The sequence below is a fragment of the Agrobacterium burrii genome (genome assembly GCF_017313405.1).
Taxonomy (GTDB): domain Bacteria; phylum Pseudomonadota; class Alphaproteobacteria; order Rhizobiales; family Rhizobiaceae; genus Agrobacterium; species Agrobacterium burrii.
In genome coordinates, this window is the sequence record NZ_JAFLNA010000002.1 from 444,881 (window position 1) to 466,141 (window position 21,261).

At 59.4% G+C, this 21,261-nt stretch carries 23 protein-coding genes and 1 tRNA gene; 14 read left to right on the top strand and 10 right to left on the bottom strand.

What is annotated here, in order from left to right; translation table 11 throughout:
* Window positions 1–178 precede the first annotated feature (178 nt).
* Window positions 179–736: an HNH endonuclease gene (locus JZX89_RS05585; protein ID WP_080813864.1), complete on the top strand. Its 558-nt coding sequence runs from the start codon at window positions 179–181 to the stop codon at window positions 734–736.
* A gap of 27 nt (window positions 737–763) precedes the next feature.
* On the opposite strand, the gene JZX89_RS05590 is transcribed toward JZX89_RS05585, so the two are convergent.
* On the bottom strand, window positions 764–1,279 hold the full coding sequence (locus JZX89_RS05590; protein ID WP_207133345.1) for a disulfide bond formation protein B: 516 nt from the start codon (window positions 1,277–1,279) through the stop codon (window positions 764–766).
* A 266-nt stretch (window positions 1,280–1,545) separates the two neighbouring features.
* Window positions 1,546–1,630: transfer RNA gene (locus JZX89_RS05595), tRNA-Leu, on the bottom strand.
* Window positions 1,631–1,926: 296 nt separating this feature from the next.
* Between JZX89_RS05595 and uppQ the strand changes: the two genes are divergently transcribed.
* Window positions 1,927–2,568 (top strand): polysaccharide biosynthesis GNAT family N-acetyltransferase UppQ, encoded by a 642-nt coding sequence (uppQ, locus tag JZX89_RS05600; protein WP_149899379.1) that lies wholly within the window; start codon window positions 1,927–1,929, stop codon window positions 2,566–2,568.
* Window positions 2,569–2,621: 53 nt separating this feature from the next.
* On the opposite strand, the gene JZX89_RS05605 is transcribed toward uppQ, so the two are convergent.
* The 5 genes from JZX89_RS05605 to secA form a co-directional block, all read right to left on the bottom strand.
* Window positions 2,622–3,893 (bottom strand): GNAT family N-acetyltransferase, encoded by a 1,272-nt coding sequence (locus JZX89_RS05605; protein ID WP_149899378.1) that lies wholly within the window; start codon window positions 3,891–3,893, stop codon window positions 2,622–2,624.
* Between the two features lie 8 nt (window positions 3,894–3,901).
* Window positions 3,902–5,317 carry a Wzx-type polysaccharide biosynthesis protein UppV gene (gene uppV, locus JZX89_RS05610; protein WP_207133346.1) on the bottom strand — a complete coding sequence of 472 codons (1,416 nt, stop codon included), beginning with the start codon at window positions 5,315–5,317 and terminating at the stop codon, window positions 3,902–3,904.
* A gap of 57 nt (window positions 5,318–5,374) precedes the next feature.
* Complete coding sequence (gene mdoC / locus JZX89_RS05615; RefSeq protein WP_207133347.1) at window positions 5,375–6,577, bottom strand: glucans biosynthesis protein MdoC; 1,203 nt, start codon at window positions 6,575–6,577, stop codon at window positions 5,375–5,377.
* An 81-nt stretch (window positions 6,578–6,658) separates the two neighbouring features.
* A complete protein-coding gene (locus tag JZX89_RS05620) occupies window positions 6,659–7,552 on the bottom strand; it encodes a DMT family transporter (protein ID WP_207133348.1) in 894 nt (297 codons plus the stop codon).
* A gap of 240 nt (window positions 7,553–7,792) precedes the next feature.
* Window positions 7,793–10,501: a preprotein translocase subunit SecA gene (gene secA / locus JZX89_RS05625; RefSeq protein WP_207133561.1), complete on the bottom strand. Its 2,709-nt coding sequence runs from the start codon at window positions 10,499–10,501 to the stop codon at window positions 7,793–7,795.
* 243 nt (window positions 10,502–10,744) lie between these two features.
* Between secA and JZX89_RS05630 the strand changes: the two genes are divergently transcribed.
* The 6 genes from JZX89_RS05630 (at window position 10,745) to JZX89_RS05655 (ending at window position 14,902) form a co-directional block, all read left to right on the top strand.
* Window positions 10,745–11,611, top strand: coding sequence for a peptidylprolyl isomerase (locus JZX89_RS05630; protein WP_149899374.1), 867 nt, complete (start codon window positions 10,745–10,747; stop codon window positions 11,609–11,611).
* Between the two features lie 92 nt (window positions 11,612–11,703).
* Window positions 11,704–12,945, top strand: a complete 1,242-nt coding sequence (argJ, locus tag JZX89_RS05635) for a bifunctional glutamate N-acetyltransferase/amino-acid acetyltransferase ArgJ (RefSeq protein ID WP_207133349.1) — start codon at window positions 11,704–11,706, stop codon at window positions 12,943–12,945.
* Between the two features lie 18 nt (window positions 12,946–12,963).
* Entirely contained in the window at window positions 12,964–13,755 is a 792-nt protein-coding gene (locus tag JZX89_RS05640) for a GNAT family N-acetyltransferase (RefSeq protein ID WP_207133350.1), read from the top strand.
* Window positions 13,752–14,165, top strand: coding sequence for an 8-oxo-dGTP diphosphatase MutT (gene mutT, locus JZX89_RS05645; RefSeq protein ID WP_149899371.1), 414 nt, complete (start codon window positions 13,752–13,754; stop codon window positions 14,163–14,165). The genes JZX89_RS05640 and mutT overlap by 4 nt, the downstream gene beginning before the upstream one ends.
* A gap of 151 nt (window positions 14,166–14,316) precedes the next feature.
* Entirely contained in the window at window positions 14,317–14,631 is a 315-nt protein-coding gene (locus JZX89_RS05650; RefSeq protein WP_207133351.1) for a hypothetical protein, read from the top strand.
* A gap of 100 nt (window positions 14,632–14,731) precedes the next feature.
* Window positions 14,732–14,902 carry a Flp family type IVb pilin gene (locus tag JZX89_RS05655; protein ID WP_369809530.1) on the top strand — a complete coding sequence of 57 codons (171 nt, stop codon included), beginning with the start codon at window positions 14,732–14,734 and terminating at the stop codon, window positions 14,900–14,902.
* Window positions 14,903–14,919: 17 nt separating this feature from the next.
* Here the strand turns inward: JZX89_RS05655 and JZX89_RS05660 are convergent, their stop codons facing one another.
* Complete coding sequence (locus JZX89_RS05660; RefSeq protein ID WP_207133352.1) at window positions 14,920–15,801, bottom strand: methyltransferase domain-containing protein; 882 nt, start codon at window positions 15,799–15,801, stop codon at window positions 14,920–14,922.
* A gap of 142 nt (window positions 15,802–15,943) precedes the next feature.
* On the opposite strand from JZX89_RS05660, the gene JZX89_RS05665 reads away from it, so the two are divergent.
* From JZX89_RS05665 to JZX89_RS05685, 5 genes are read left to right on the top strand one after another with little or no spacing between them, the layout of a single operon-like run.
* Window positions 15,944–16,735 (top strand): ComF family protein, encoded by a 792-nt coding sequence (locus JZX89_RS05665; protein ID WP_149899367.1) that lies wholly within the window; start codon window positions 15,944–15,946, stop codon window positions 16,733–16,735.
* Between the two features lie 59 nt (window positions 16,736–16,794).
* A complete protein-coding gene (gene grxC / locus JZX89_RS05670; protein ID WP_153514538.1) occupies window positions 16,795–17,049 on the top strand; it encodes a glutaredoxin 3 in 255 nt (84 codons plus the stop codon).
* A 24-nt stretch (window positions 17,050–17,073) separates the two neighbouring features.
* Window positions 17,074–17,934 carry a carbon-nitrogen hydrolase family protein gene (locus tag JZX89_RS05675; RefSeq protein WP_207133353.1) on the top strand — a complete coding sequence of 287 codons (861 nt, stop codon included), beginning with the start codon at window positions 17,074–17,076 and terminating at the stop codon, window positions 17,932–17,934.
* On the top strand, window positions 17,931–18,359 hold the full coding sequence (locus JZX89_RS05680) for a DUF1178 family protein (protein ID WP_046801875.1): 429 nt from the start codon (window positions 17,931–17,933) through the stop codon (window positions 18,357–18,359). The genes JZX89_RS05675 and JZX89_RS05680 overlap by 4 nt, the downstream gene beginning before the upstream one ends.
* Window positions 18,360–18,367: 8 nt before the next feature.
* The gene (locus tag JZX89_RS05685) at window positions 18,368–18,937 is read left to right on the top strand and encodes a DUF3291 domain-containing protein (protein ID WP_153514542.1); all 570 of its coding nucleotides are present in this window, start codon (window positions 18,368–18,370) and stop codon (window positions 18,935–18,937) included.
* A gap of 8 nt (window positions 18,938–18,945) precedes the next feature.
* On the opposite strand, the gene ubiG is transcribed toward JZX89_RS05685, so the two are convergent.
* Window positions 18,946–19,692, bottom strand: coding sequence for a bifunctional 2-polyprenyl-6-hydroxyphenol methylase/3-demethylubiquinol 3-O-methyltransferase UbiG (gene ubiG / locus JZX89_RS05690; protein WP_142841419.1), 747 nt, complete (start codon window positions 19,690–19,692; stop codon window positions 18,946–18,948).
* 257 nt (window positions 19,693–19,949) lie between these two features.
* Between ubiG and JZX89_RS05695 the strand changes: the two genes are divergently transcribed.
* Window positions 19,950–20,774: an SH3 domain-containing protein gene (locus JZX89_RS05695; protein ID WP_207133354.1), complete on the top strand. Its 825-nt coding sequence runs from the start codon at window positions 19,950–19,952 to the stop codon at window positions 20,772–20,774.
* Window positions 20,775–20,841: 67 nt separating this feature from the next.
* On the opposite strand, the gene JZX89_RS05700 is transcribed toward JZX89_RS05695, so the two are convergent.
* Window positions 20,842–21,102, bottom strand: coding sequence for a DUF2934 domain-containing protein (locus JZX89_RS05700; protein ID WP_153514546.1), 261 nt, complete (start codon window positions 21,100–21,102; stop codon window positions 20,842–20,844).
* Window positions 21,103–21,261: the final 159 nt, after the last annotated feature.

A 21,261-nucleotide genomic window follows, 5' to 3' on the forward strand; every position in this document is an offset into this window, starting at 1 on the left:
CACGCGGTTGTCAGGCGGCAAGCCGTCGGGCGGACTGTCGCCCGGTCTTCAGGAACATAAAAGAGCCTTTTTCCCGCTGAAAAATTAAGCTCTTCTCCGCTGCATTTATAGGCTTCACAATCCTGTAACAACGGACCTAATATACATGTGCAGATGCCGAATCGCTCAGGAGAAGCCCTTGACGATTGCAGTTTCACCACAGGCCCTGCCGGCGCTCGTTCTGAACGCAGACTACAGGCCACTGAGTTATTACCCCTTGTCGTTGTGGTCCTGGCAGGACGCGATCAAGGCTGTCTTTCTAGACCGTGTGAACATCATCGCGGAATATGATCACGCGGTATCGTCCCCCAGCTTTTCCATGCGGCTGCCGAGCGTCGTCAGCCTCAAGACCTATGTGCAGCCCACCCGCAACCCCGCCTTCACGCGCTTCAACGTTTTCCTTCGGGACAAGTTCGAATGCCAATATTGCGGCACGCGGGACGAATTGACCTTCGACCACGTGATCCCCCGCGCGCATGGCGGTGAAACCACGTGGCACAATGTCGTGGCGGCGTGCTCTCCCTGTAATCTTAGAAAAGGCAGCAAGCTTCCCAAACAGGCGGGCATGTTCCCGGCGCAGAAGCCCTTCCAGCCGACAGTTCAGGATTTGCACAATAATGGGCGGTTGTTCCCGCCCAACTATCTGCACGAAAGCTGGATGGACTATCTTTACTGGGATACCGAGCTGCAGCCCTGATCATCAGGACTGCACGCGGTTTTCCGCTTACCGGCTTTTACGACTCGCGCCAAAAAAGGCGATGGCCGCAAGCGCAATGCTTGCGATGACGTTCCAGCCCGCGAAAGAAAGACCGAGCACCCGAAGTGCGGCGTCATTGCAGGAAGGCGCCTTGATGGCGTTCAGGTTGCCCAAAAGATCGCCGGCATTGGTGGTGATGGACGGCGCGCCGGTGGCGCAGGTGATCGGGCCTTCCCAGAAACCCCATTCCACACCGGCATGATAAACACCAAGCCCGGTGCCGATCAGCATCGCCACGCCGATCAAGGCAAGAAGCAGCCGCGTGATCTGAACCGGCAGTTTGAAGACGCTGGTCGCAACGGCCAATATGCCCAGCGGAATGGCGTAATAATAGGGGTCGCGCTGCAGCAGGCACAAGGCGCACGGTGTATAACCGCCAATATGCTGGAAACCGAGGGCGGAGCCGACGGTGAAGATCATTCCCGCCGTGACGCCGAGAGCGGCGAGCGTGCGGCTGTTGTCGGCGGTGGTCGCATTGGCCATGATGTTTTCCCCAAACTTCGCGAAGAAGCAGATATCCCGGACGGGCTTTCAAAAAGGCGGGCGTGATGGCGAAATTAAGTCGCCGCTCAACGGTGTGTTACGGGATTCGTCTAATTCAGTCCGAAGCGTCTGGCAAATGAAAGCCTGCTAATAAACCCGGGGCGGACAAGCAAAGTTTCGTGAGGATGCGGGCCGCCATGCCATGGTCGAAGGGATATCGGGAAATCCCGGATAAAAAAGAATAAAATCAATGCCGATTTTGGAAATGGTACCCCAAGCCGGGATCGAACCAGCACTCCTTGCGGAACCGCATTTTGAGTGCGGCGCGTCTACCAATTCCGCCATTGGGGCAACGGTGGTAATGCCACGGCGTCTATCACGGCCAAGGCCATGCGTGCAACCCCAAAGCTGATTTATCCTTCTTATTTGCGCGTGTTTGTGGCGGCTATTTCCTTCCTGTTCTGGCCCGGTAGTGAAGGAAGGGAGGGGTTCGTGGGTCCCGTATTGATACACCTGCGGTTGCAGCATTAACGTAATATTAGATACCTCTAACAAATTAGAATATACGCAATTACTAATTGAATTATGATGCCAGCGTGGAATTTCCACGCGGGGCGGGAATAGCCAGAACTCATAGGGAGGAAATTATGAGGGCGCTTTCTCGCAATTTATTACTGTCTGCATGCCTTATCTTGCCCGTCAACGCACATGCGCTGGATATCGGGATCGGCGGCGAAAACGGGGTGAATGCCAGTGTCGGCGGCAATGGCAGCGGTGGGCTTGGTGTCGATGCTTCCGTTGGCGGCAGCAATGGTGTCAATGCCAGTGCCGACGTTGGCGGTCGAAGCGGCGGCGGTTTGGGCGCGGATGTCAATGCGTCTGTCGGCGGTAGCAACGGGGTCAATGCGGATGTCAACGCATCCGTCGGTGGTTCCAGCGGCGTCAGCGCCGGTGTAGACGCTTCGGTTGGCGGCTCCAACGGCATCAATGCCAATGTCGGGGCCAATGTAGGCGGATCGAGTGGTCTTGGCCTTGGGGTTGGTGTCGGTATTGGCGGTTCGGGTTCCACCGGAAATCCGGGAAATCCTGGAAGCCCGGGAAATCCGTCCAATCCCGGCAACCCGGGCACGATGTCACCTGGCGCGATGCGCAACGCCGTTCAGGCCTATAATGACATGTCGCGAACCGAGCAGATCAGGCTCGCCCGCCGTTGCGCCGATATTCTGGGCGGCGGATATGATGCCGCGCTGACGCAATTGTGCAAGATGATCAGGACGGCGTCACGCTGACGCAGGTCTTGCCACGACAGTAATCCGAAGGACGCCCTCGGCGTCCTTCGCGATTAATTGCCCTTGCGTCCGAAGGAGAGGATTTTCTGACGCAGGCTGCGGGCGAGGTTGCGGGTGTTACGGTACATATCCACCTGCGTGGAAACCTGCCGTACGTCCCGGTCGCTGTTATGTGTCAGCCCGACAACCAATGTGCCCATTTCCTGCCGTTCCTGCCAGAAACGGCTCATGATCGGATGATCGGGCACCGCACAGCTGTCGCTGCGTAGAATGTTGGCATCGTCCAAATGCCAGTCGGTCAGTTTCTGCACCAGCAATTTGCCGGGCGAAAACTGCGCATAATTCTCGTCAAAGGCTGTCTTCCACGTATAGGCCTCGCCGGCCGTCAAGAAAACGATCATGGATGCGATCGCCGCGCCGTTGAGATCGATGGTGTGGATACGCACGGCATCCGCTTCGGCCAGATTGGTGATCGCCTCGCGGGCAAAGGCGGCACGGTAACGGTCGTTCACCAGCGCCGTGCGCTTGCGGCCTTTCCAGCCGCTTGCCTCAAGCGCCAGGAATTCCTCCATCCGGTAACGTATGTCCTTCGGCTGGCGGGTCACGGTGTAGGAGATGGCCCCAAGTTTTTCGAGCTGACGCCATTGGCGGCGCATTTCCCGCTGATGGTGCGGCGCAAGCGAATTGCGCAGATAGGCCTCGCCATCCAGGAGGCTTTCCAGCATCGGCCGCTGGTAATTGCCCGTCGTCGTCACCGGCAGGTTGCGGCTGAGCGCGATCGCCCTGAACATGCGGGCGAAAGGTCCTTCAAGCCGCACATCCGGCAGCACGAGCACATTCGGCAGCCGCATTTCCCGGTCGGAAAGCGCGTCGAAAAGATTGTCGAGCGTTTCCGCAGCCCCCTCGGTATCGACCAGCGGCGTGCCGAGCGGACCGAACGGATTGGCCCATCCGCGCAGAATGGAAGGCCCGATGGAAAAGCCCGGCTTTTCAACGGTAAAGGGCATCAGAAAGCGCATGCGGCTTCTGGCGCCGTTCTCATCGCGGATGAGGGCGAAACGCACGGACTTGTCGTCGATGCGCGGCATGGCGGGAGCAAGGAGCCGACCGGTGAAGAAGACATTCGCCTCCATGACGCGGTTGGACAGGAAGTCGAGTTCCTCCTGCATGTCATAACCGAGCTGGCCCGGATAAATGCAAAATTCACGGCCGTCGCGTCCCACGCGCCGGCTGCTGTCCGCCACGGGACGGTCACGCTCCGCCGACGCCATCAGCGCCGCGATGCGCGGGTCCTGAAAATCCGGATTTTTTGGGTCGCTGGACATGCTTATCGTTACACCGCCTTCCCAGTGTCTTGACCCGCCCGGGGATCGTTGAAGGCAAAAAGGACGATCCCGAGTGTGCGGCGAATGGCTACATGCAGTAACACAGCTTCTATGCACATGGCTATTGCAACCGCTGCCGCAGCCCCTGCCAGACCATAGACCGGAATGAGCAACATGTTGAGTGCAATATTACAACCGAAGATGATAATATAAAGTGCCACGCACAATTTTTGTTTGCCGGCCATGTTGAGCAGCGTTTCCCCCGGACCGATCAGTGCTTTGGCGAGAAAACCGGCAAAGAGGAAGAACATCAGCTGATAACCCTGAACGAAACCGGGGCCGAACAGAGAGAGCAGGAATGGGCCGGCCAGAAGCACGACGCAACCGACGGCAAGCGACGGCCAGAAGGCCCAGCGCGCCGCCTGGCTGGCGAAACCGGCCAGCTCTTGCCGGTCATTGGCGGAAATCAGGGCGGCCAGACGCGGGGCTGCGGCCGCCTGCACGGAGAAAAATACGAATTGCATCAACACGATGGTTTTCGCCGCCGCAAAATAAATGCCGACCTGATCCGGTGGCAGATAGAGACCGACGATCACCACATCCGAATTGGTCATCAGGAAGCCGATACCGTCAATCAGGAACACGGGAAAGGCAAACCGCATCCAGTGGCTGAAATGGATCCGCCGGGCGACGCTGCGGAAATTCCGGTTAAGCCGTCGGTTGAGGAAAGCGAAATGGAACAGCGTGGTGACATAGGTGGCGAGAAGCGCGGTGAGCATCGCCGTTGTCGCGGTTTTTTCCGCGCCAAGCCCGATCGCCACCAGCATGAACAGCAATATCAGCACCGGGCGAACGATATAGGTGGGGCTGAGGGCTGATATTGCCCAGCCATTGGCGCGCGCAGTGCCGTTCAGCACATCACCAAGCGCCACCATCGGCAGGGTGAAAAGCGCCAGTGCAACGGGAATGAGATAATAGGCGGCGATACGCTCACCGAAGAAATACAGGAAAACAAAGCCGCAAAGCGCCAGCGTGCTGGCGGACAGCATGGCAAAGATGCGTGCCGTCGATGTCAGCCCCATGATCTTGTCATGGGCGTCCTCAAGCCGGTAGCCGGGTAAAAAGCGGATGACAGTGGTGTGGAAACCGAGGCAGGACAGATTGCCGAACAGGATCACCAGAACCCAGACAAAGGCGAAGAGGCCGTATTCGAACTCGCCCATGAGGCGCGCCAGGATGATCTGGGAGATGAAGGCGATGCCGGCGCTGACGATGCGCACCGCAAAGGCAACCAACGCCATGCGCTGGGCGCGGGAGACATCATCCCTTGCGGAAACGAGGACGGCGATTTTCGCTCCCAGCGGCGAGAGCTTCGCGCGCAGGCCTGCGGGTAACGCTTTTTCCGCCGTGTTGAGGATAGCCATGATCCACACGCCATCATTTCCAGTTAAATAGGCAGCCGGATTGTAACCGCCTTATCCTTAACGAAGGGTTTGGGAGGTGGCGGCGCCTGTCCCGATGTCGTTTGCCGCCCGCGGCTTGCGGGTGCCGTTGAGAAGAAAAAGTGCAAGCGGACTGCGGCGTATCATCTGGTGCAGCAGATAGGCCGTAAAGGTCGTCGCCGCGACGATGATCGTGAATTCGAGGATGGGCGGCAGCGAGATCAGAATGAAAAGCGTGCCGAAAGCGTAAATCAGCGGGTGATGAAACAGGTAGATGGTGAAGGAGGCATCCGTCATCCGTCCGGCAATCCGGCTTGGCCTGTCGAAATAGCGGCAGGCGAGGTCGATCAGCAGGCGGCTTGCCGCCACCGCCGCAATCGCCGAAACCAGCACGAGCATGGCCGAACTGGAAAAGGGATTTTGCAGCCGTAGCGTCACGGCGGTTGTTATAGCGCCGAAGGTGATAATACCTGTAAGGGGTCCCGTCTGGCGAAAGCGGTGAAAGAGCACCCGGTCACGGTTTAACAGCGCCCCGATGAGAAAGAACGGCAGATAGCGCGCATAGGGATCGGAGGCCCGTTCGTAGAGGATAAACAGGCCATTTCCGGTTTTGCCCGCAAGCAGGCCTGAGCCGTAGACCATCAGTTCCCACACAACAGGCAAGGCGCAGAGCGCGACAAAAAACAGGGCCGGATAACGTGCCCGCGCCCTGCCAAACCAGTCTCTGGCATAGGCCAATGGTGGGCGTTCTGCGAGGAACAGCAGGCCTGCAAGCAGGACGGAATAGGCAATGAGGGCGGGCAGGAACCACAGATGCATGATCCATTGTTCGCTTGGACGCAATAGACCCGGCAGGCTCTGCATCAGCCGGTCGGCGGGGATATCGCCCTTGGCGACGCCGGCCAGTTGCAGCAGGAAAAGTTGCAGAGGCCCGAGCAGGAGCAAGGCCACGATGAAGGGCAGGCCAAGGCGCAGAAAACGCTGCCTCAACCAAGGCATCTTGCCCTTCTTGCCGACGACCATGGCTGAAAAATAACCGGCCACCAGAAAAAACGCCGGCATGCGGAACGTGACGAGCGCCGCGCCAAGTGCTGTCAGGACCGGGCTGGTCTCAAAATCCTTGATATCCCAAGGCAGGGCGTGGCTGTAGAGCAGGGAGGCGTGATAGGGAATGCCGAGCAGCATGAGGAGAGCCCGCAACGGGTCCCAATAATGCTCATAATCTGACTTGCCCGTTTGCATTTTCCCCTCGCGTCGCAAACGCGATCACGCGTGATCAGCGATAGCCGCCACGACTATTAGTGGAAAACGCTAATAAACCCTTCATGCGCCGGAGGGCGTGGGCGGCGCTTTTTTCTTGGGCAGAAGATCGAGCACGAGTGCGCAGCCCAAAATGATGATGCCCGCGCCCAAAAGCTGGGGAAGTGACAGGGGTTCGTCCAGCACCAGAGCGCCGATAAGAACCGCCACGACAGTGACGGCAAATTCAACGCTGATCGTCTTCGTTGCACCGATGGTGGAGACGAGCCGGAAATAGGTGATGTAAGTGAGGCCGCTCATGACCACCGCCTGTATCAGCAGGTAAACGTAGTCGATGAGAGCCGGCGTTCCGGGCAATGGCACGGCCAGAAGAAGCGGCAGGGTCATCAGGCCGCCCGCCAGAAAGGAGCCGATGGTGATTTCCCAGGAGCCAACGCCTTTGAGGTGGTGGCTGGCATAGTTGCTACCATAGGCGGCGCAGATACAGGCGGCGACAGCGGCGGCGCAGCCGATGATGAAACCGGTTGTGACGGGAACGGCGGGAAAACCGACGAGCAGGACGATGCCGGCAAAGCCGATGACGAGGCCGGCAACACCCTGCCGCGTCAGCCGCTCAAGCCCCCACATCTGCGAGATGAGCATGGAAAAAAGCGGAATTGTCGCCACCAGAATGGCGGCCATGGCGGTGCCGACCAGCGGTGTTGCGTAGGAAAGGCCGATCAGCTGTCCGGCAACCGTTGTCGCTCCAACGACGGTGAAAGTACGCCAGCTGGCGGAAAATGCCAGCTTGCGGCGCGCGGCCCGCGCGATGAGAAAGAGGGTGACGGCGGTGACAAGCGAACGAAGCGTGACGGCACCAATCCAGCCGAAGGCCGCGACGACATGCAGTAGCAGCAGGAAAGACATTCCCCATGCGAGCGCGAGAAAAATATAGGCGGCGAGATCGCGAGGGGCCATGGAGCATTTCCGTCAAAATTGTTTAGCGGTTTTACGTCCGGAGAATGCGCAAAAACAAAGATCGTGAGCCCGTCCGACGCTTCCATCTAGCCGGATGCGCTTATGAAAGCGTTTTCCGGAAGATGATCAGGCTCCCATATTGGAAATCGCTGATATCCGTCAACAGCAATGAACGGGCGCAAAGAAAATCGCCCGCAACACGGGGTTACGGGCGATTGCTATCAAAAATGGGCCTCAGGTTTACGCCTGTTCGTAAACGCCGTGGCAGTGCTTGTATTTTTTGCCCGAGCCGCAGGGGCACATTTCATTGCGCCCGATACGGCCCCAGCTGGAGGGATTGTTCGGATCGCGCTCTTCGGCCGGCACCAAAGCGACGGGTGCGCTATACGACATCTCGTCTTCGCCGGTGACGGGGTCGAGATGATGGGCGGTCATTTCCGGCAGTTCCGGCTGCTGCGGTTCCTGCTGCACCAGTTCCACGCGCATCAGCTGGGCGGTGACGCCTTCGCGCAGATTGGTAAGCAGCGACTGGAACAGTTCGAAGGCTTCCGCCTTGTATTCCTGCAACGGATCACGCTGGGCGTAACCGCGGAAACCGACGACGGAGCGAAGGTGGTCGAGGTTGACGATATGTTCGCGCCACAGATGGTCGATTGTCTGGAGAATGACCGAACGTTCCACATAGGTCATGATCTCAGGACCAAAACGTTCCGCACGCTCGGCAGCGTATTTGTCGGCGGCCTCGGTAACGCGCTGAAGAATGTCGTCCTCGGCGATGCCTTCTTCCTTGGCCCATTCCTCCACCGGCAGGTCGAGGTTCAGGAACTGGGCGATACCAGCCTTCAGGCCGGCAATATCCCACTGTTCGGCATAGGCATTTTCCGGAACATGCTTGGTGACGAGCGCTTCGATCACTTCGTTGCGCATGTCAGCTGCGGTTTCGCCGATATTGTCGGCCTCCATCAGCTCAAGGCGCTGCTCGAAGATCACCTTGCGCTGGTCGTTCAGCACGTCGTCATATTTCAGAAGGTTCTTGCGGGTCTCGAAGTTGCGGGCTTCGACCTTCTTCTGGGCGCGTTCCAGTGCCTTGTTGATCCACGGATGGACGATTGCCTCGCCTTCCTTCAGGCCGAGCTTCTGCAGCATCGAGTCCATGCGCTCGGAGCCGAAGATGCGCATCAGGTCGTCCTGGAGCGACAGATAGAATTTCGAGCGGCCCGGGTCACCCTGACGGCCGGAACGGCCGCGCAGCTGGTTATCGATACGGCGGCTTTCGTGGCGCTCGGTGGCGATGACGTAGAGACCGCCGGCGGCGAGCGCCTTTTCCTTCAGCACCTTGATTTCGGCGCGGATTGCCTCTTCCTTTGCATCAAGCTCCGGACCGGGCTCCATGCCTTCCAGCTCGCGCTCGAGGCGCATGTCGACGTTGCCGCCGAGCTGGATGTCGGTACCGCGACCGGCCATGTTGGTGGCGATGGTGACGGCGCCGGGAACACCGGCCTGCGAAACGATATAGGCTTCCTGCTCGTGGTAACGGGCGTTCAGAACCTGGAAATCGGTGAAGCCTGACTGGCGCAGCATATGGGCCAGAAGCTCCGACTTTTCGATCGAGGTCGTGCCCACCAGAACCGGCTGGCCGCGCTCATGCGCCGCCTTGATTTCGGTGATGATGGCCAGGAACTTCTCCTCGCCGGTACGATAGACTTCGTCGTCCTCGTCGATACGCTGGATCGGCAGGTTGGTCGGCACTTCGATGACGTCGAGGCCGTAGATGTTGCCGAACTCTTCCGCTTCCGTCGAAGCCGTACCGGTCATGCCGGCGAGCTTTGCGTACATGCGGAAATAATTCTGGAAGGTGACGGAAGAAAGCGTCTGATTTTCCGGCTGGATCTGCACCTTTTCCTTGGCTTCCAGCGCCTGGTGCTGGCCTTCGGAATAACGGCGGCCGGGCATCATGCGGCCGGTGAATTCGTCGATGATGACGATTTCGTCGTTACGGACGATGTAGTCCTTGTCGCGGGTGAAAAGCTTGTGGGCCTTCAGCGCATTGTTGATGTGGTGAACGATGGCGACGTTTTCGATGTCGTAAAGTGATTCGCCCTTGAGGAGGCCCGCCTGCCGCAGCAGGTTCTCGAGCTTCTCGGTGCCGTCTTCGGAGAAGTTGGCCGAGCGCTGCTTTTCATCGATTTCGTAATCTTCCGGCGACAGAAGCGGAATGAACGCGTCGATGGTGTTGTAGAGATCGGAGCGGTCGTCCAGCGGGCCGGAAATGATCAGCGGCGTGCGCGCCTCATCGACAAGGATCGAATCGACTTCGTCGACGATCGCGTAATTGTGGCTACGCTGCACCATCTGGGCGCGGTCGTATTTCATGTTGTCGCGCAGATAATCGAAGCCGAGCTCGTTATTCGTCGCGTAGGTGATGTCGCAGGCATAGGCCTCGCGGCGCTGGTCGTCATCCAGCCCGTGCACGATGACGCCGGTCGTCAGCCCGAGGAAGCCATAGAGCCTGCTCATCGTGGCGGCATCGCGCTTGGCGAGATAGTCGTTGACGGTAACGACATGCACGCCCTTGCCGGCCAGCGCGTTGAGGTAGACCGCAAGGGTCGCCACCAGCGTCTTGCCTTCACCGGTCTTCATTTCGGCGATGGCGCCGCCATGCAGGATCATGGCGCCGGTCAGCTGCACGTCGAAGGGGCGCATGTGCAGAACGCGGCGTGACGCCTCACGGGCGACGGCGAAAGCCGGGATCAGGAGATCGTCCAGCGTCTTGCCATCGGCAAGCTGCTGGCGGAACTCCGCCGTCTTTGCCGCAAGCGCTTCGTTGGACAAAGCCTTGGTGGCCTCTTCCAGCGCATTGATGGCTGCGATCTTGCTTTTATAGGAGCGGACGCGGCGTTCATTTGCCGAACCGAACAACTTGCGGGCTATTCCGCCGAGACTGACCATCTTACTGGCCCTTTCTGAAATTCCGTTTTCACGGGCGCTTTTCTCCGTCATGCCGATTTCAGCAACAAATGACGGACTTCGCCCTTCAACGTATCTGGACGCGAGGTTGCGTGACAGATAAGAGGGGGGGCAAATGATGTCAACGGTTCTGCCCGTTACAGAATGGCCACAATCCGGTGTTTGGAAGTTTTTTCAGAGCCGGAAACCATGTCTGGAGCCGGCATTGTCCCCGAAAGGTTCAAAATGTTGCGCTATAATAAAATTGCGGCTGCGGTGATTGTGGCCACGCTCGGCCTCCAGCTTCCGGCTTTTGCACAGGAAGACAAGGTTGTCGCCAAGGTCGGCGATCTGGAAATCCACCAGTCCGAACTCGACCTCGCCATGGGCAACCTCGATCCGCAGCTCGCGCAGCTTCCCGACGAGCAGAAGAAGGTCGCAGCCCTGTCCGGCGCGATCGACGTCAAGCTTCTCGTGAAGAATGCCAGCGCCGAGGGTCTCGAAAAGACCGAAGATTTCAAGAAGCGCATGGAATTCATCCAGGACCGTGAGCTGCACAACGCCTATTTCCGCAAGCATGTGGTCGATGCCGTCACCGCTGATGAAGTGAAGGCGCGCTACGACAAGGAAGTCGCAGCCCTGCCGCAGGAAGAGGAAATCAAGGCCGCCCACATCCTCGTCGCCAGCGAAGATGAAGCCAAGGACATCATCAAGCAGCTTGATTCGGGCAAGGATTTCGCCGCACTCGCCAAGGAAAAGTCGACCGATTCCAACAAGGATGACGGCGGCGATCTCGGCTGGTTCGGCAAGGGCCGCATGGTGCCGGAATTCGAAGAGGCCGCTTTCGGTCTCGAAAAGGGCGCTTACACCAAGACCCCTGTGAAGACGCAGTTCGGCTTCCACGTCATCAAGCTGGAAGACAAGCGCATCGCCCCGCCGCCGGCTTTCGAGCAGGTCGAGCCGCAGGTTCGTCAGCTTGTCATGCGTGACAAGTACGTTGCCCTCATCGAGAAAGCCAAGGCTGACCAGAAGATCGAAATCATGGATGAGACGCTGAAGAAGGGCTACGACGAAGCCACGAAGGAACAGCAGGCTCAGCCGCCGCAGCAGTAATAATCACCTTGTTACGGGGCGGCTTTGAGGCCGCCCCGTTTCATCTCAGGCACTTCCATACCTCCCATTTCCAGAATTTCAGGCGCTTTTCCATGTCCGTTGCCGTTTCCCCGCTCGCTCCGAAATCCTATCCCGACATGCCAGCGCTGCGCGGCGTTCGCATGGCGACGGCTGCCGCCGGCATCAAGTACAAGAACCGCACCGACGTTCTCCTGATGGTGTTCGACAAGCCGGCAAGCGTGGCCGGCGTTTTCACCAAATCGAAATGCCCTTCCGCTCCGGTCGATTTCTGCCGCGCCAATCTCGGCGGCGGCGCAGCACGTGCGGTGGTGGTCAATTCCGGCAATGCCAATGCCTTTACCGGCGTCAAGGGCAAGGCGGCGACCGAGCTGACGGCGAAATCCGCCGCCGCTGCCGTCGGCTGCTCTGAGGGCGAAGTGTTCCTGGCATCAACAGGCGTGATCGGCGAGCCACTGGACGCCTCGAAGTTTGCCGGCGTTCTCGGCGACATGAATGTCAGGGCGGAAGCCGATTTCTGGCAGGAAGCCGCCAAGGCGATCATGACGACCGACACCTATCCGAAGGTCTCGACCCGCACCGCCGAGATCGGCGGCGTGGTCGTCACGATCAACGGTATTTCCAAGGGGGCGGGCATGATTGCCCCCGATATGGCGACGATGCTCTCCTTCGTGGTGACGGATGCCGATATTGAGCCTGCCGCCCTGCAATCCCTGCTTTCGGCCGGTGTCGGCCCGACCTTCAATTCCGTGACTGTCGATAGCGACACATCCACCTCCGATACGCTGATGCTGTTTGCCACGGGTGCGGCGGCCGAAGACGGTCAGGTGAAGGTAACGAGCGCCGATGACGAGCGCCTGTCCTCCTTCCGTGCCGCGCTCAACGATCTCCTGAAGGATCTGGCGTTGCAGGTGGTTCGCGATGGCGAAGGTGCCCGCAAGATGGTGGAAGTCACCGTCACCGGCGCGGAAAACGATGCCGCCGCCAAGAAGATCGCCCTTTCCATCGCCAATTCGCCGCTGGTGAAGACGGCGGTTGCCGGTGAAGACGCCAATTGGGGCCGCGTCGTCATGGCCGTCGGCAAGTCAGGCGAAATGGCCGACCGCGACCGCCTCGCTATCTGGTTCGGCGGCGTGCGCGTGGCCGTCAACGGCGAGCGCGACCCGGATTATTCGGAAGCGGAAACGACGGCCGTCATGCGGCTGGAAGATATTCCGGTGAAGGTGGATATCGGTCTCGGCCAGGGTACGGCCACGGTCTGGACCTGCGACCTGACCAAGGAATATGTTGCGATCAACGGCGACTACCGGAGCTGACCGTTGGAGCCGAAGAGAATGCAGGACAACAAAGCCGTCAATCTGCCGCTGGTTCGCCGTCTGGAAGCCGTCAGCTTCCGCGCATGGCCGGCCTCGTCGGTGATTTATGACGGCAGCTGGCAAATCCGCCTTACGGGGTCGCATCCCTCCAAGCGCATCAACTGCGTGGTGCCGCTTGACCCGTCCGACTATGGCAACAGCGCAGTGCGGCTGGAAAAGGCGCGCAAGCGTTTCGAGGATTTCGGCCGACCGCTGGTGGTGCGCGAAACGACGCTGATGCCGCCGCAACTGAAAGACTTTCTCGTCAAGGACGGCTGGTCCGTGTTTGAGGAAGTCAAGGTGATGACGGCTGATCTTTCCGGCATGGAGCTTCCGGAGACGCTCGTCAGCCTGCCGAGCCACGATATCGGCCGATTTGTGGAAGCCAGTCTCAAGGTCAGCGATGGCGATGCGTCCCTACGTCCGGCGATTGCCGAGATCGTCAGCTCCATCAAGCCGACACTCGGCCTGTTCATCAACGAGGAAGTTGAAGGCCAACCGCTGGCGACTGTTATCTGCGTGCAGGATAACGATCTTGCCGGCATCATCTCCCTCGATGTTGACAAGTCGCAACGACAAAAGGGTCTCGGCACGCAGATTTTAGCCTCGGCGTTGCGCTGGGCGAGGATCAGCGGCGCGAAAAGCGCATGGTTGCAGGTGGTTTCGACCAATGCTGCCGCGATTGCGCTCTACGAAAAATTCGGTTTTACCGAAGCTTATCGTTACCGCTATTGGCACAAGGGTGCTGAGGACAAGGGCGCTGAAGAATGAGTGAGGCGGGCAAAAAAATCCTGCTGGTCGCTGCCTGCGCGCTTCTCGATCAGGATGGCCGCATTCTTCTGGCTCAGCGGCCGGAAGGAAAATCGCTCGCCGGCCTGTGGGAATTTCCCGGTGGTAAGGTGGAGCACGGCGAGACGCCGGAGGAAACCCTTGTCCGCGAGTTGGACGAGGAACTGGGTATCAAGACCAAGGTCGCCTGCCTCGCACCGCTGACCTTCGCCAGCCATACCTATGAGACGTTTCACCTGCTGATGCCGCTCTATGTGTGCCGTCGTTACGAAGGCATCCCGCATGGCCGGGAAGGTCAGGCGATAAAATGGGTAAAGCCGATGGCCCTGCGTGACTACCCCATGCCGCCGGCCGACGAGCCGCTGATCCCTTTCCTGCAGGATCTGCTTTAAGACGCCGCCTTACACCGTCACAGCTTCGTGAAAACCTTCCATTCGCTGCGTTTTGCCGTGCCAAAACGGGGCTATGTTAAGAGATCGTTCAGCACCCTCTGGCAGATTGTTAATCTAAAGAAGCGGTAAACTGCGCGAGACGAGGTTGGTTATGAACGAGGATTTCTGGAAGACGGTGGAAGGTCGTCACTCTTATTCCGATAAATCCCGTCGCACCGGCGTTCTTAATGTCGCGCTGCTTTTCGGCACGGCCGTTATCGCTCTCTCCCTGATCATCACCCCCATGCTTGCCGGAAAATCATCCACCCGTGTGGCACAGTTTCCCGACAATTATGACATGATCAGCACCGGCTCGGTCAAGAAAACCGATACGGGTAAGACCTATTCCATTCGCCGCAGCATAACCCAGCCGATGCCGGAAATGCCCTGCGTCGTGACGGGTTACAGCAATGAGAGCGGTTGCTGATCGTTTACCATCATCGGTAACCGATTCCTCACACTGGCGGCCTTAAGATATATTCGATTTCAATAAAGCATAATGCCGGCTGGCGGATTGGGCATATCCTGTGCTGCTTTCATTTATCAATTTTTGCAAGAACGAAGATGGTGCGACAGCAGTTGAATACGGCCTGATCGTCGGGCTGATTTCCGCGGCGCTCATTGGTGGCGCGAGCACCATCAGCAGCGATATCAACACAGTTTTCCAGTTTCTCACCGACACTTTCGCCAAAAGTTGAAAGTGTCGGGCGAGCGCTCAGGACAATTTCACCTCGGTGGTTTTCAGCGCATCCGCAAGGCGCATTTTGGCGGAGCCGGGCTTCAGCGGTTTCTGCTGGCTCTCATGCGGCGCCCAGCCTGAAACATAGATGATGGAAAATGTCGCCCTTATCCGTCCATCCGGGTCTGAATAACGTTCGGCATAAAGCTCCGCCGCGCGCAGGAAGAACGCGCGGTTGAGCGGTTTTCTGCTGCGGCTTGCCAGCGGATTGGCCATGCCCATGGCGCGCAGGTCGCGCATCAGCGGAAAAATCGAATCGTACCGCACCGTATAGGTTTCCGAATCGGTGACCGGAAGGGCAAAACCGGCGCGCTGCAAAAGCGCCCCGACATCACGCACATCGGCGAAAGGAATGACGCGCGGGCTGGCGCCGCCGGTCAGTTCCGCCTCCGCCGTCAGCAACACGTCGCGCAGTTCATGCAGTGTGCCGCTGCCGGGAATGGCGCCGAGAAACAGGCCGTCCGGCTTCAAAGCCCGCCGTATCTGGATCAGCGCGCCGGGGGTGTCGTTGGTCAGGTGCAGGGCAAGGGGTGAAACGACGAGATTGGCGGAAGCTTCCTCCAGCGGCAGATGTTCCATGGAGGCGACCTGCGGGATATTTCCATCCGTCGCAAAACGGCTCTCTGTCTCGATGCGGCGGATGGTATCCACCTTGCCCGTATCGGCAAGGCGCTTCGCGGTGACGCCGGTTCCGCCGTGCAGTTCGATCGCCGTCTCGAATTTGCGCTCGACGATGGCGAGCCTGTCGGCGAGCTCTTCAGCCGCCATATCGAGAAGAAACAGAGCCTTGTCGTCGCGCCGGTTCCATGCCCGGCGACGGTTTTGTTCGATCAGGGCCTGGTCAAAGAGAATATCCATCGTCTTGCCTGCTCGGCCAATAGCGCCTTGGGGTCGGCGGGCCGCTTCTTTGCTGTCATGCCGTCAGGGGCATCGTTTTCCGGTGTCTGGCCGGACCATATCGCTCTCGCAAAGGCACCCGTTCGGCGCTAAAGTCAACCTTATGGGTGCTGGTGAAGATCTGTTTTCGGAGTTGCTGTCGAAGTCTGCCAGGGTGCCGGCCGCCGCCCGTGGCCTGTTGTGCGCGGCCTTCCGCATGGTCTACCCACCAACCTGCGCCGGCTGCAATCGCATGACCGGCGGCGAGGGGGCGTTGTGCCCCGATTGCTGGCGGGAGGTTGCCTTCATCGAACGGCCTTTCTGCGAGGTTTTGGGTGTCCCCTTTTCGCGCGATCATGGCGAAGGCGTTGTGAGTGCGCGGGCCATTGCCGATCCGCCATCCTTTGATCGCCTGCGCGCCGTTGCCAGCCATGAGGGCACTGCCCGTAAGCTGGTGCACCGGCTGAAATATCAGGACCGTACTGATCTCGCCCGGTTGATGGCGATATGGATGCTGCGGGCAAGCGACGGAACGGTGGATGCCTGCGATTGCATTGTGCCCGTGCCCTTACATCGCTACCGTTTCCTGCGCCGTCGCTTCAATCAGTCCGCCGAGCTGGCGCGGCATCTGGCGAGGGCGGCCGGCAAGCCTCTGCTCGCCGGCACGCTGTTGCGTGTGAAGCCGACCGAGCGTCAGGTGGGGCTCTCCGCACTCGCCCGCCGGGATAATGTGCGCGGCGCTTTTTCGCTTGCGCCCGGCCGGGAAGCCGATGTTCATGGAAAGCGCGTGGTGCTGGTGGATGACGTCTATACGACCGGCGCGACGGTGGGTGCGGCAAGCCGTGCCCTGCGCAAGGCAGGTGCCGCGGATGTGACAGTTTTGACCTTTGCAATGGCCATTTCCGGGCCTATATGAAGCCTGAATGATGTGAGGAAACCGTGCGTTCATCGCACGTTTGCGAGGCTTTGAAAGACATGGCACCGGTGACGATTTATACGCGGGATTTTTGTGGCTATTGCGCGCGCGCCAAGGCGCTGCTGGACAGCAAGGGCGTTGATTATGCAGAATATAACGCTACCACGACACCGGAATACCGGCAGGAAATGATCGAGAAATCCGGCGGAACGACCTTTCCGCAAATCTTCATCAATGGCGAGCTTGTTGGCGGTTGCGACGATCTGCACGCCTTGGAGCGCGCCGGCAAACTGGATACGATGCTGGCTGGCTGATCGGTCCGATCGACGGAGGATGTGATGAGTTTCAAGGTTGCTGCCATCCAGATGCGCTCGGGCGTTGATCCGGCGAAAAACGCCGTCGATATGGAGCGGCTGGTGCGTGCTGCCGCGGCGGAAGGCGCTGTTTATGTCCAGACCCCGGAAATGACCGGCGCGATCCAGAAGGACAGGCAGGCGCTTCGTGCCCAGCTGCGCGATGACGATGGCGATATCATCGTTGCCACCGCCGCACGGCTGGCGCGCGAACTCGGTATCCATGTCCATATTGGCTCCACGGCGATTGCCAGGCCGGATGGCAAGATTGCCAATCGCGGGTTTCTCTTCGCGCCGGATGGTTCGCGCATCTGCAGCTATGACAAGATCCACATGTTCGATGTCGATCTCGACAATGGCGAAAGCTGGCGCGAAAGCGCTGCCTATGAGCCCGGCGAAGTGGCGCGTATCGCCGAACTTCCCCTGGCGAAATTTGGCTTTGCTATCTGCTATGACGTCCGTTTCCCGCAGCTTTTCCGCGCAGAAGCGCTGGCCGGCGCCGAAATTCTGACGGTGCCTGCCGCCTTCACCCGCCAGACGGGGGAAGCCCACTGGGAAATTCTGCTGCGCGCCCGCGCCATTGAAAACGGCGCTTTCGTCATCGCCGCCGCACAGTCCGGGGTGCATGAGGATGGGCGTGAAACTTTCGGCCATTCCATCATCATCGACCCCTGGGGCAAGGTTCTGGCCATTGCCGGCGGTGCCGGGGAAGAGATCATTTTCGCTGAGATCGACACGTCTCTTGTGGCGGCGGCGCGCGGAAAAATCCCCAATCTGCGCAATGCCCGCGAGTTCGGGCTGGATACGGTTATTCCCCTGAAACCTGCCGGAGGTGAGGCGGCGTGATCCGTTATGCGCTGGCCTGTGAGAAGGGCCATGAGTTTGAAGGCTGGTTTGCCGGTAGCGACGATTTCGACAATCAGTTGCAGCGCGGTTTCCTGTCCTGTCCGGTCTGCAATTCCGTGCAGGTCTCCAAACTTCTGATGGCGCCTTCGGTCTCCACCGCCCGTAAAAAGGACGAACGCCAGACGCTCGCCATGGACACGGCAAAAAAGGAAGCGATTGCGAAAATCCGCGAGGCCGTCGCCAATATCCGCGCCAATGCGGAGGATGTCGGGGATAAATTCCCCGAAGAAGCCCGCAAAATCCATTATGGCGAGGCGGACGAGCGCGGCATTATCGGCAATGCCTCCGTGCAGGAAGCCAAGGCCCTGCTGGACGAGGGCATCGAAATCGCGCCGCTGCCGTCGTTACCTGACGACATAAACTGAGTTTGGCTATGCGGTTAGCAATCTATAATTTCGGAATACAGATTGCCGCTTATGATGATCCCGCCGTTGCCGGATTTGCCCGGCGCGAACCTTTGAATTTCATGGCCGCCGAACGCGCGGAAGGTTTCATCGGCCGGTCCGGTTACGAAGGCGAACCCGGACCCGCAAGCTGGGGCGTGCAGGTCTTCCCACGTTTCCTGAAGGAAAACGGCGCGACAAGCGGTGTTTCGTCCTTTTCGCTCTGGCGCGATCTCGAATCGCTGATGGCGTATTCCTACTCCGGCGTGCATGCGGAGGCCCTGAAGCATGGACGCAACTGGAATATTCCACAGAAATGGCCGCCGCTTGTTCTATGGTGGGTGGATACGGCGGATAATCCTCTCTGGACAGATGCCGTCAGAAGGTTCGAGCATCTGCACGACCACGGCCCGTCGCCACAGGCGTTTAATTTCAAGCAGCCTTTCGCGGCGAACGGAACTCCGGTTGAAGTCGACCGGGCAGAGGTCCGGAAAATCGTCGCAAGAAATGCTGCCGGGCAAAAGGAACTGCTGTTGGCGGTGCAGGCTATCCCTGTCTGAATGCCGATTTATGCCGGCCGTTTCGCCAGCATCATGTAGTTGACGTCCATATCCGGCGAGAGATTCCAGCGATCCTGCAGCACGTTGTAGAAGACGCCGGTGCGGTGGATGATATCCATGCCGCTTGCCACCATCGGCCGCTCAAGCTCTTCCGGGCGAACCAGCTTCTCATATTGGTGGGTGCCGCGCGGCAGCCAGCGCAGCACGTTTTCTGCGGCGAAGATGGCGAGCGCCCGGGCTTTCAGCGTGCGGTTAATGGTGGCGGCGAACATCAGCCCGCCGGGGCGCACCATTTTCGCGCAGGTGGTGACGAAGAAATCGACATTCGCCACATGCTCCACAACCTCCATGTTGAGGATGACGTCGAAGGTTTCGCCCGCTTCCTGCAACTGTTCGGCGGTTACGGCGCGGTAGTCCACTGTGACACCGCTTTCACGCGCATGGGTGGAGGCGATGCCGATGTTCTTCTCCGAGGGATCGGCACCCACCACGGTGGCGCCCATGCGCGCTACGGGCTCGGAGAGAAGACCGCCGCCGCAGCCGATATCCAGCACGCGCAACCCTTCCAGCGGGCGATGCGCCTTCGGGTCGCGGCCGAAATTCTCGCAGACGCGGTTGCGGATATATTCCAGCCGCACCGGATTGAACTTGTGCAGCGGGCGGAACTTGCCCGTTGGGCTCCACCATTCGGCAGCCATCGCGGAGAAACGATCCACTTCGCTCTGGTCGACGGTCGTCTGTGCGGTTTCGCTCATGGTTCTGCTCCATATTGCTGTTGCACTGAAGTCGGATGATTGACCCCCGAAGTCAAGACCGGCGGGCCATTCCGTCGGCAATTTGTCGGGCGCGCAATGCCGCAGGTGGAACTGATACGGCGCCTCATTTGTTTCATGCTGCGTTCATGGAGAGGCGCGTATTTTCCGATCGTGGCAGTATGCGGAACGCATACTCGTCCATCGAAGACGATGGATGCCGACAAGGGCAAAGCGGGCCTTTGCTTGAGGAGAAAGAAGTGAAGAGAAAACTGTTTGGCGCAATTGCGCTGGTGGCCATGCTCGCCGCGCCGGCACTTGCCGAAGCCGCGACACGCGGCTTTGCCACAGCGAATGTAAATATGCGCTCCGGCCCGAGCACGGCTTACCCGGCCGTCGTCGTGATCCCGAACGGCGCACCGCTCACGGTGCATGGCTGCCTCTCGGATACGCCGTGGTGCGACGTGTCCTTCGTTGCCGGTCGCGGTTGGGTCGCCGGGCGCTATATCGAAACGACGTACCGGCAGAACCGGGTCTATGTCGAGCCGCGTTATTACCGGGATCTCGGCGTGCCAATCATCACCTTCGAAGCCGGTCGTTATTGGGACCGTTATTACCGGGACCGCGATTTTTACCGCGAGCGTGATCGCTGGCGTCGCCCCTCCGGCGGTTACTGGAATGCCGCACCGCCGCCACCGCGCGCAGACTGGGACCGCCCACGTCCGCGCGACGATTGGCGTGATGGCCGCCGGGATGACTGGCGCGACGGCCGCCGCGATGAATCGCGTGATCCGCGCCAGGGCGGCGGACCGAATGACGGCCGCTGGGAGCGCCGTTATGGCGACTGGAACCAGGGTGATCGCAATCAGGGCGACAGAAATCAGGGCGACAGGCCGCGCCGTGAGGACAATCGCCCCCGCGTCGAAGATGATAACCGGGACCGCAACCGTGACCGTCAGCAAAATCAGGATGAAGGCCAGCGCCGCCCTGAACGCCGCCAGTGGGACGAGCAGCGCCGCGCACCTGGCTCGGAAAACTTCCAGGGCGGTTGCCGGATCGGCGAACCGGGCTGCGACGCACGTTAAACAGACAAAGCCCGGCGAGATTTCGTCGGGCTTTTTCATTTGCTGCTTCAGATGACTATGTGGAGTCTTATTTCGCAGCGGCAGCCTTGCGAGCGCGGGCTTTGGGTTTCGCCGGGGCTTCTGCATCCGGTGCGGCGGCATCAGCGGAGACGGCTTTGGGAGCTGCCTTCTTGCGCTGCGCGGGTTTCGTCGCTTCCGATGTCTTCAGAAGTGAAAATTCATGTTTTGCCTGTTCCCAATGTGCCGCATCGCGGCCGTGGGGGTGGCCTTCTTTTTCCCAGAGTGTATAGGCGCGTTTGCTGATCCACTCGTTTTCCGAAACCTGCATGCTCGTCTCCCGTTGCTGTTTACAGCGCCTTTGAGAAGGCGACATTTCGCTTGGTCCGGCACACGCTCGACAGGAATCAATGCCGGCATTTCCAGAACCCATTACATGCCATCATCTTCCGGGCGTCAAGCAAACATGCTGCATTGCGAAAGCGGATTT

Excerpts from the sequence above, each read along its gene's own strand:
- JZX89_RS05590 (WP_207133345.1), bottom strand. The coding sequence starts at position 1,279 with ATGGCCAATGCGACCACCGCCGACAACAGCCGCACGCTCGCCGCTCTC.
- uppQ (WP_149899379.1), top strand. The coding sequence starts at position 1,927 with ATGAGGGCGCTTTCTCGCAATTTATTACTGTCTGCATGCCTTATCTTG.
- JZX89_RS05605 (WP_149899378.1), bottom strand. The coding sequence starts at position 3,893 with ATGTCCAGCGACCCAAAAAATCCGGATTTTCAGGACCCGCGCATCGCG.
- uppV (WP_207133346.1), bottom strand. The coding sequence starts at position 5,317 with ATGGCTATCCTCAACACGGCGGAAAAAGCGTTACCCGCAGGCCTGCGC.
- mdoC (WP_207133347.1), bottom strand. The coding sequence starts at position 6,577 with ATGCAAACGGGCAAGTCAGATTATGAGCATTATTGGGACCCGTTGCGG.
- JZX89_RS05620 (WP_207133348.1), bottom strand. The coding sequence starts at position 7,552 with ATGGCCCCTCGCGATCTCGCCGCCTATATTTTTCTCGCGCTCGCATGG.
- secA (WP_207133561.1), bottom strand. The coding sequence starts at position 10,501 with ATGGTCAGTCTCGGCGGAATAGCCCGCAAGTTGTTCGGTTCGGCAAAT.
- JZX89_RS05630 (WP_149899374.1), top strand. The coding sequence starts at position 10,745 with ATGTTGCGCTATAATAAAATTGCGGCTGCGGTGATTGTGGCCACGCTC.
- argJ (WP_207133349.1), top strand. The coding sequence starts at position 11,704 with ATGTCCGTTGCCGTTTCCCCGCTCGCTCCGAAATCCTATCCCGACATG.
- JZX89_RS05640 (WP_207133350.1), top strand. The coding sequence starts at position 12,964 with ATGCAGGACAACAAAGCCGTCAATCTGCCGCTGGTTCGCCGTCTGGAA.
- mutT (WP_149899371.1), top strand. The coding sequence starts at position 13,752 with ATGAGTGAGGCGGGCAAAAAAATCCTGCTGGTCGCTGCCTGCGCGCTT.
- JZX89_RS05650 (WP_207133351.1), top strand. The coding sequence starts at position 14,317 with ATGAACGAGGATTTCTGGAAGACGGTGGAAGGTCGTCACTCTTATTCC.
- JZX89_RS05660 (WP_207133352.1), bottom strand. The coding sequence starts at position 15,801 with ATGGATATTCTCTTTGACCAGGCCCTGATCGAACAAAACCGTCGCCGG.
- JZX89_RS05665 (WP_149899367.1), top strand. The coding sequence starts at position 15,944 with ATGGGTGCTGGTGAAGATCTGTTTTCGGAGTTGCTGTCGAAGTCTGCC.
- grxC (WP_153514538.1), top strand. The coding sequence starts at position 16,795 with ATGGCACCGGTGACGATTTATACGCGGGATTTTTGTGGCTATTGCGCG.
- JZX89_RS05675 (WP_207133353.1), top strand. The coding sequence starts at position 17,074 with ATGAGTTTCAAGGTTGCTGCCATCCAGATGCGCTCGGGCGTTGATCCG.
- JZX89_RS05685 (WP_153514542.1), top strand. The coding sequence starts at position 18,368 with ATGCGGTTAGCAATCTATAATTTCGGAATACAGATTGCCGCTTATGAT.
- ubiG (WP_142841419.1), bottom strand. The coding sequence starts at position 19,692 with ATGAGCGAAACCGCACAGACGACCGTCGACCAGAGCGAAGTGGATCGT.
- JZX89_RS05700 (WP_153514546.1), bottom strand. The coding sequence starts at position 21,102 with ATGCAGGTTTCGGAAAACGAGTGGATCAGCAAACGCGCCTATACACTC.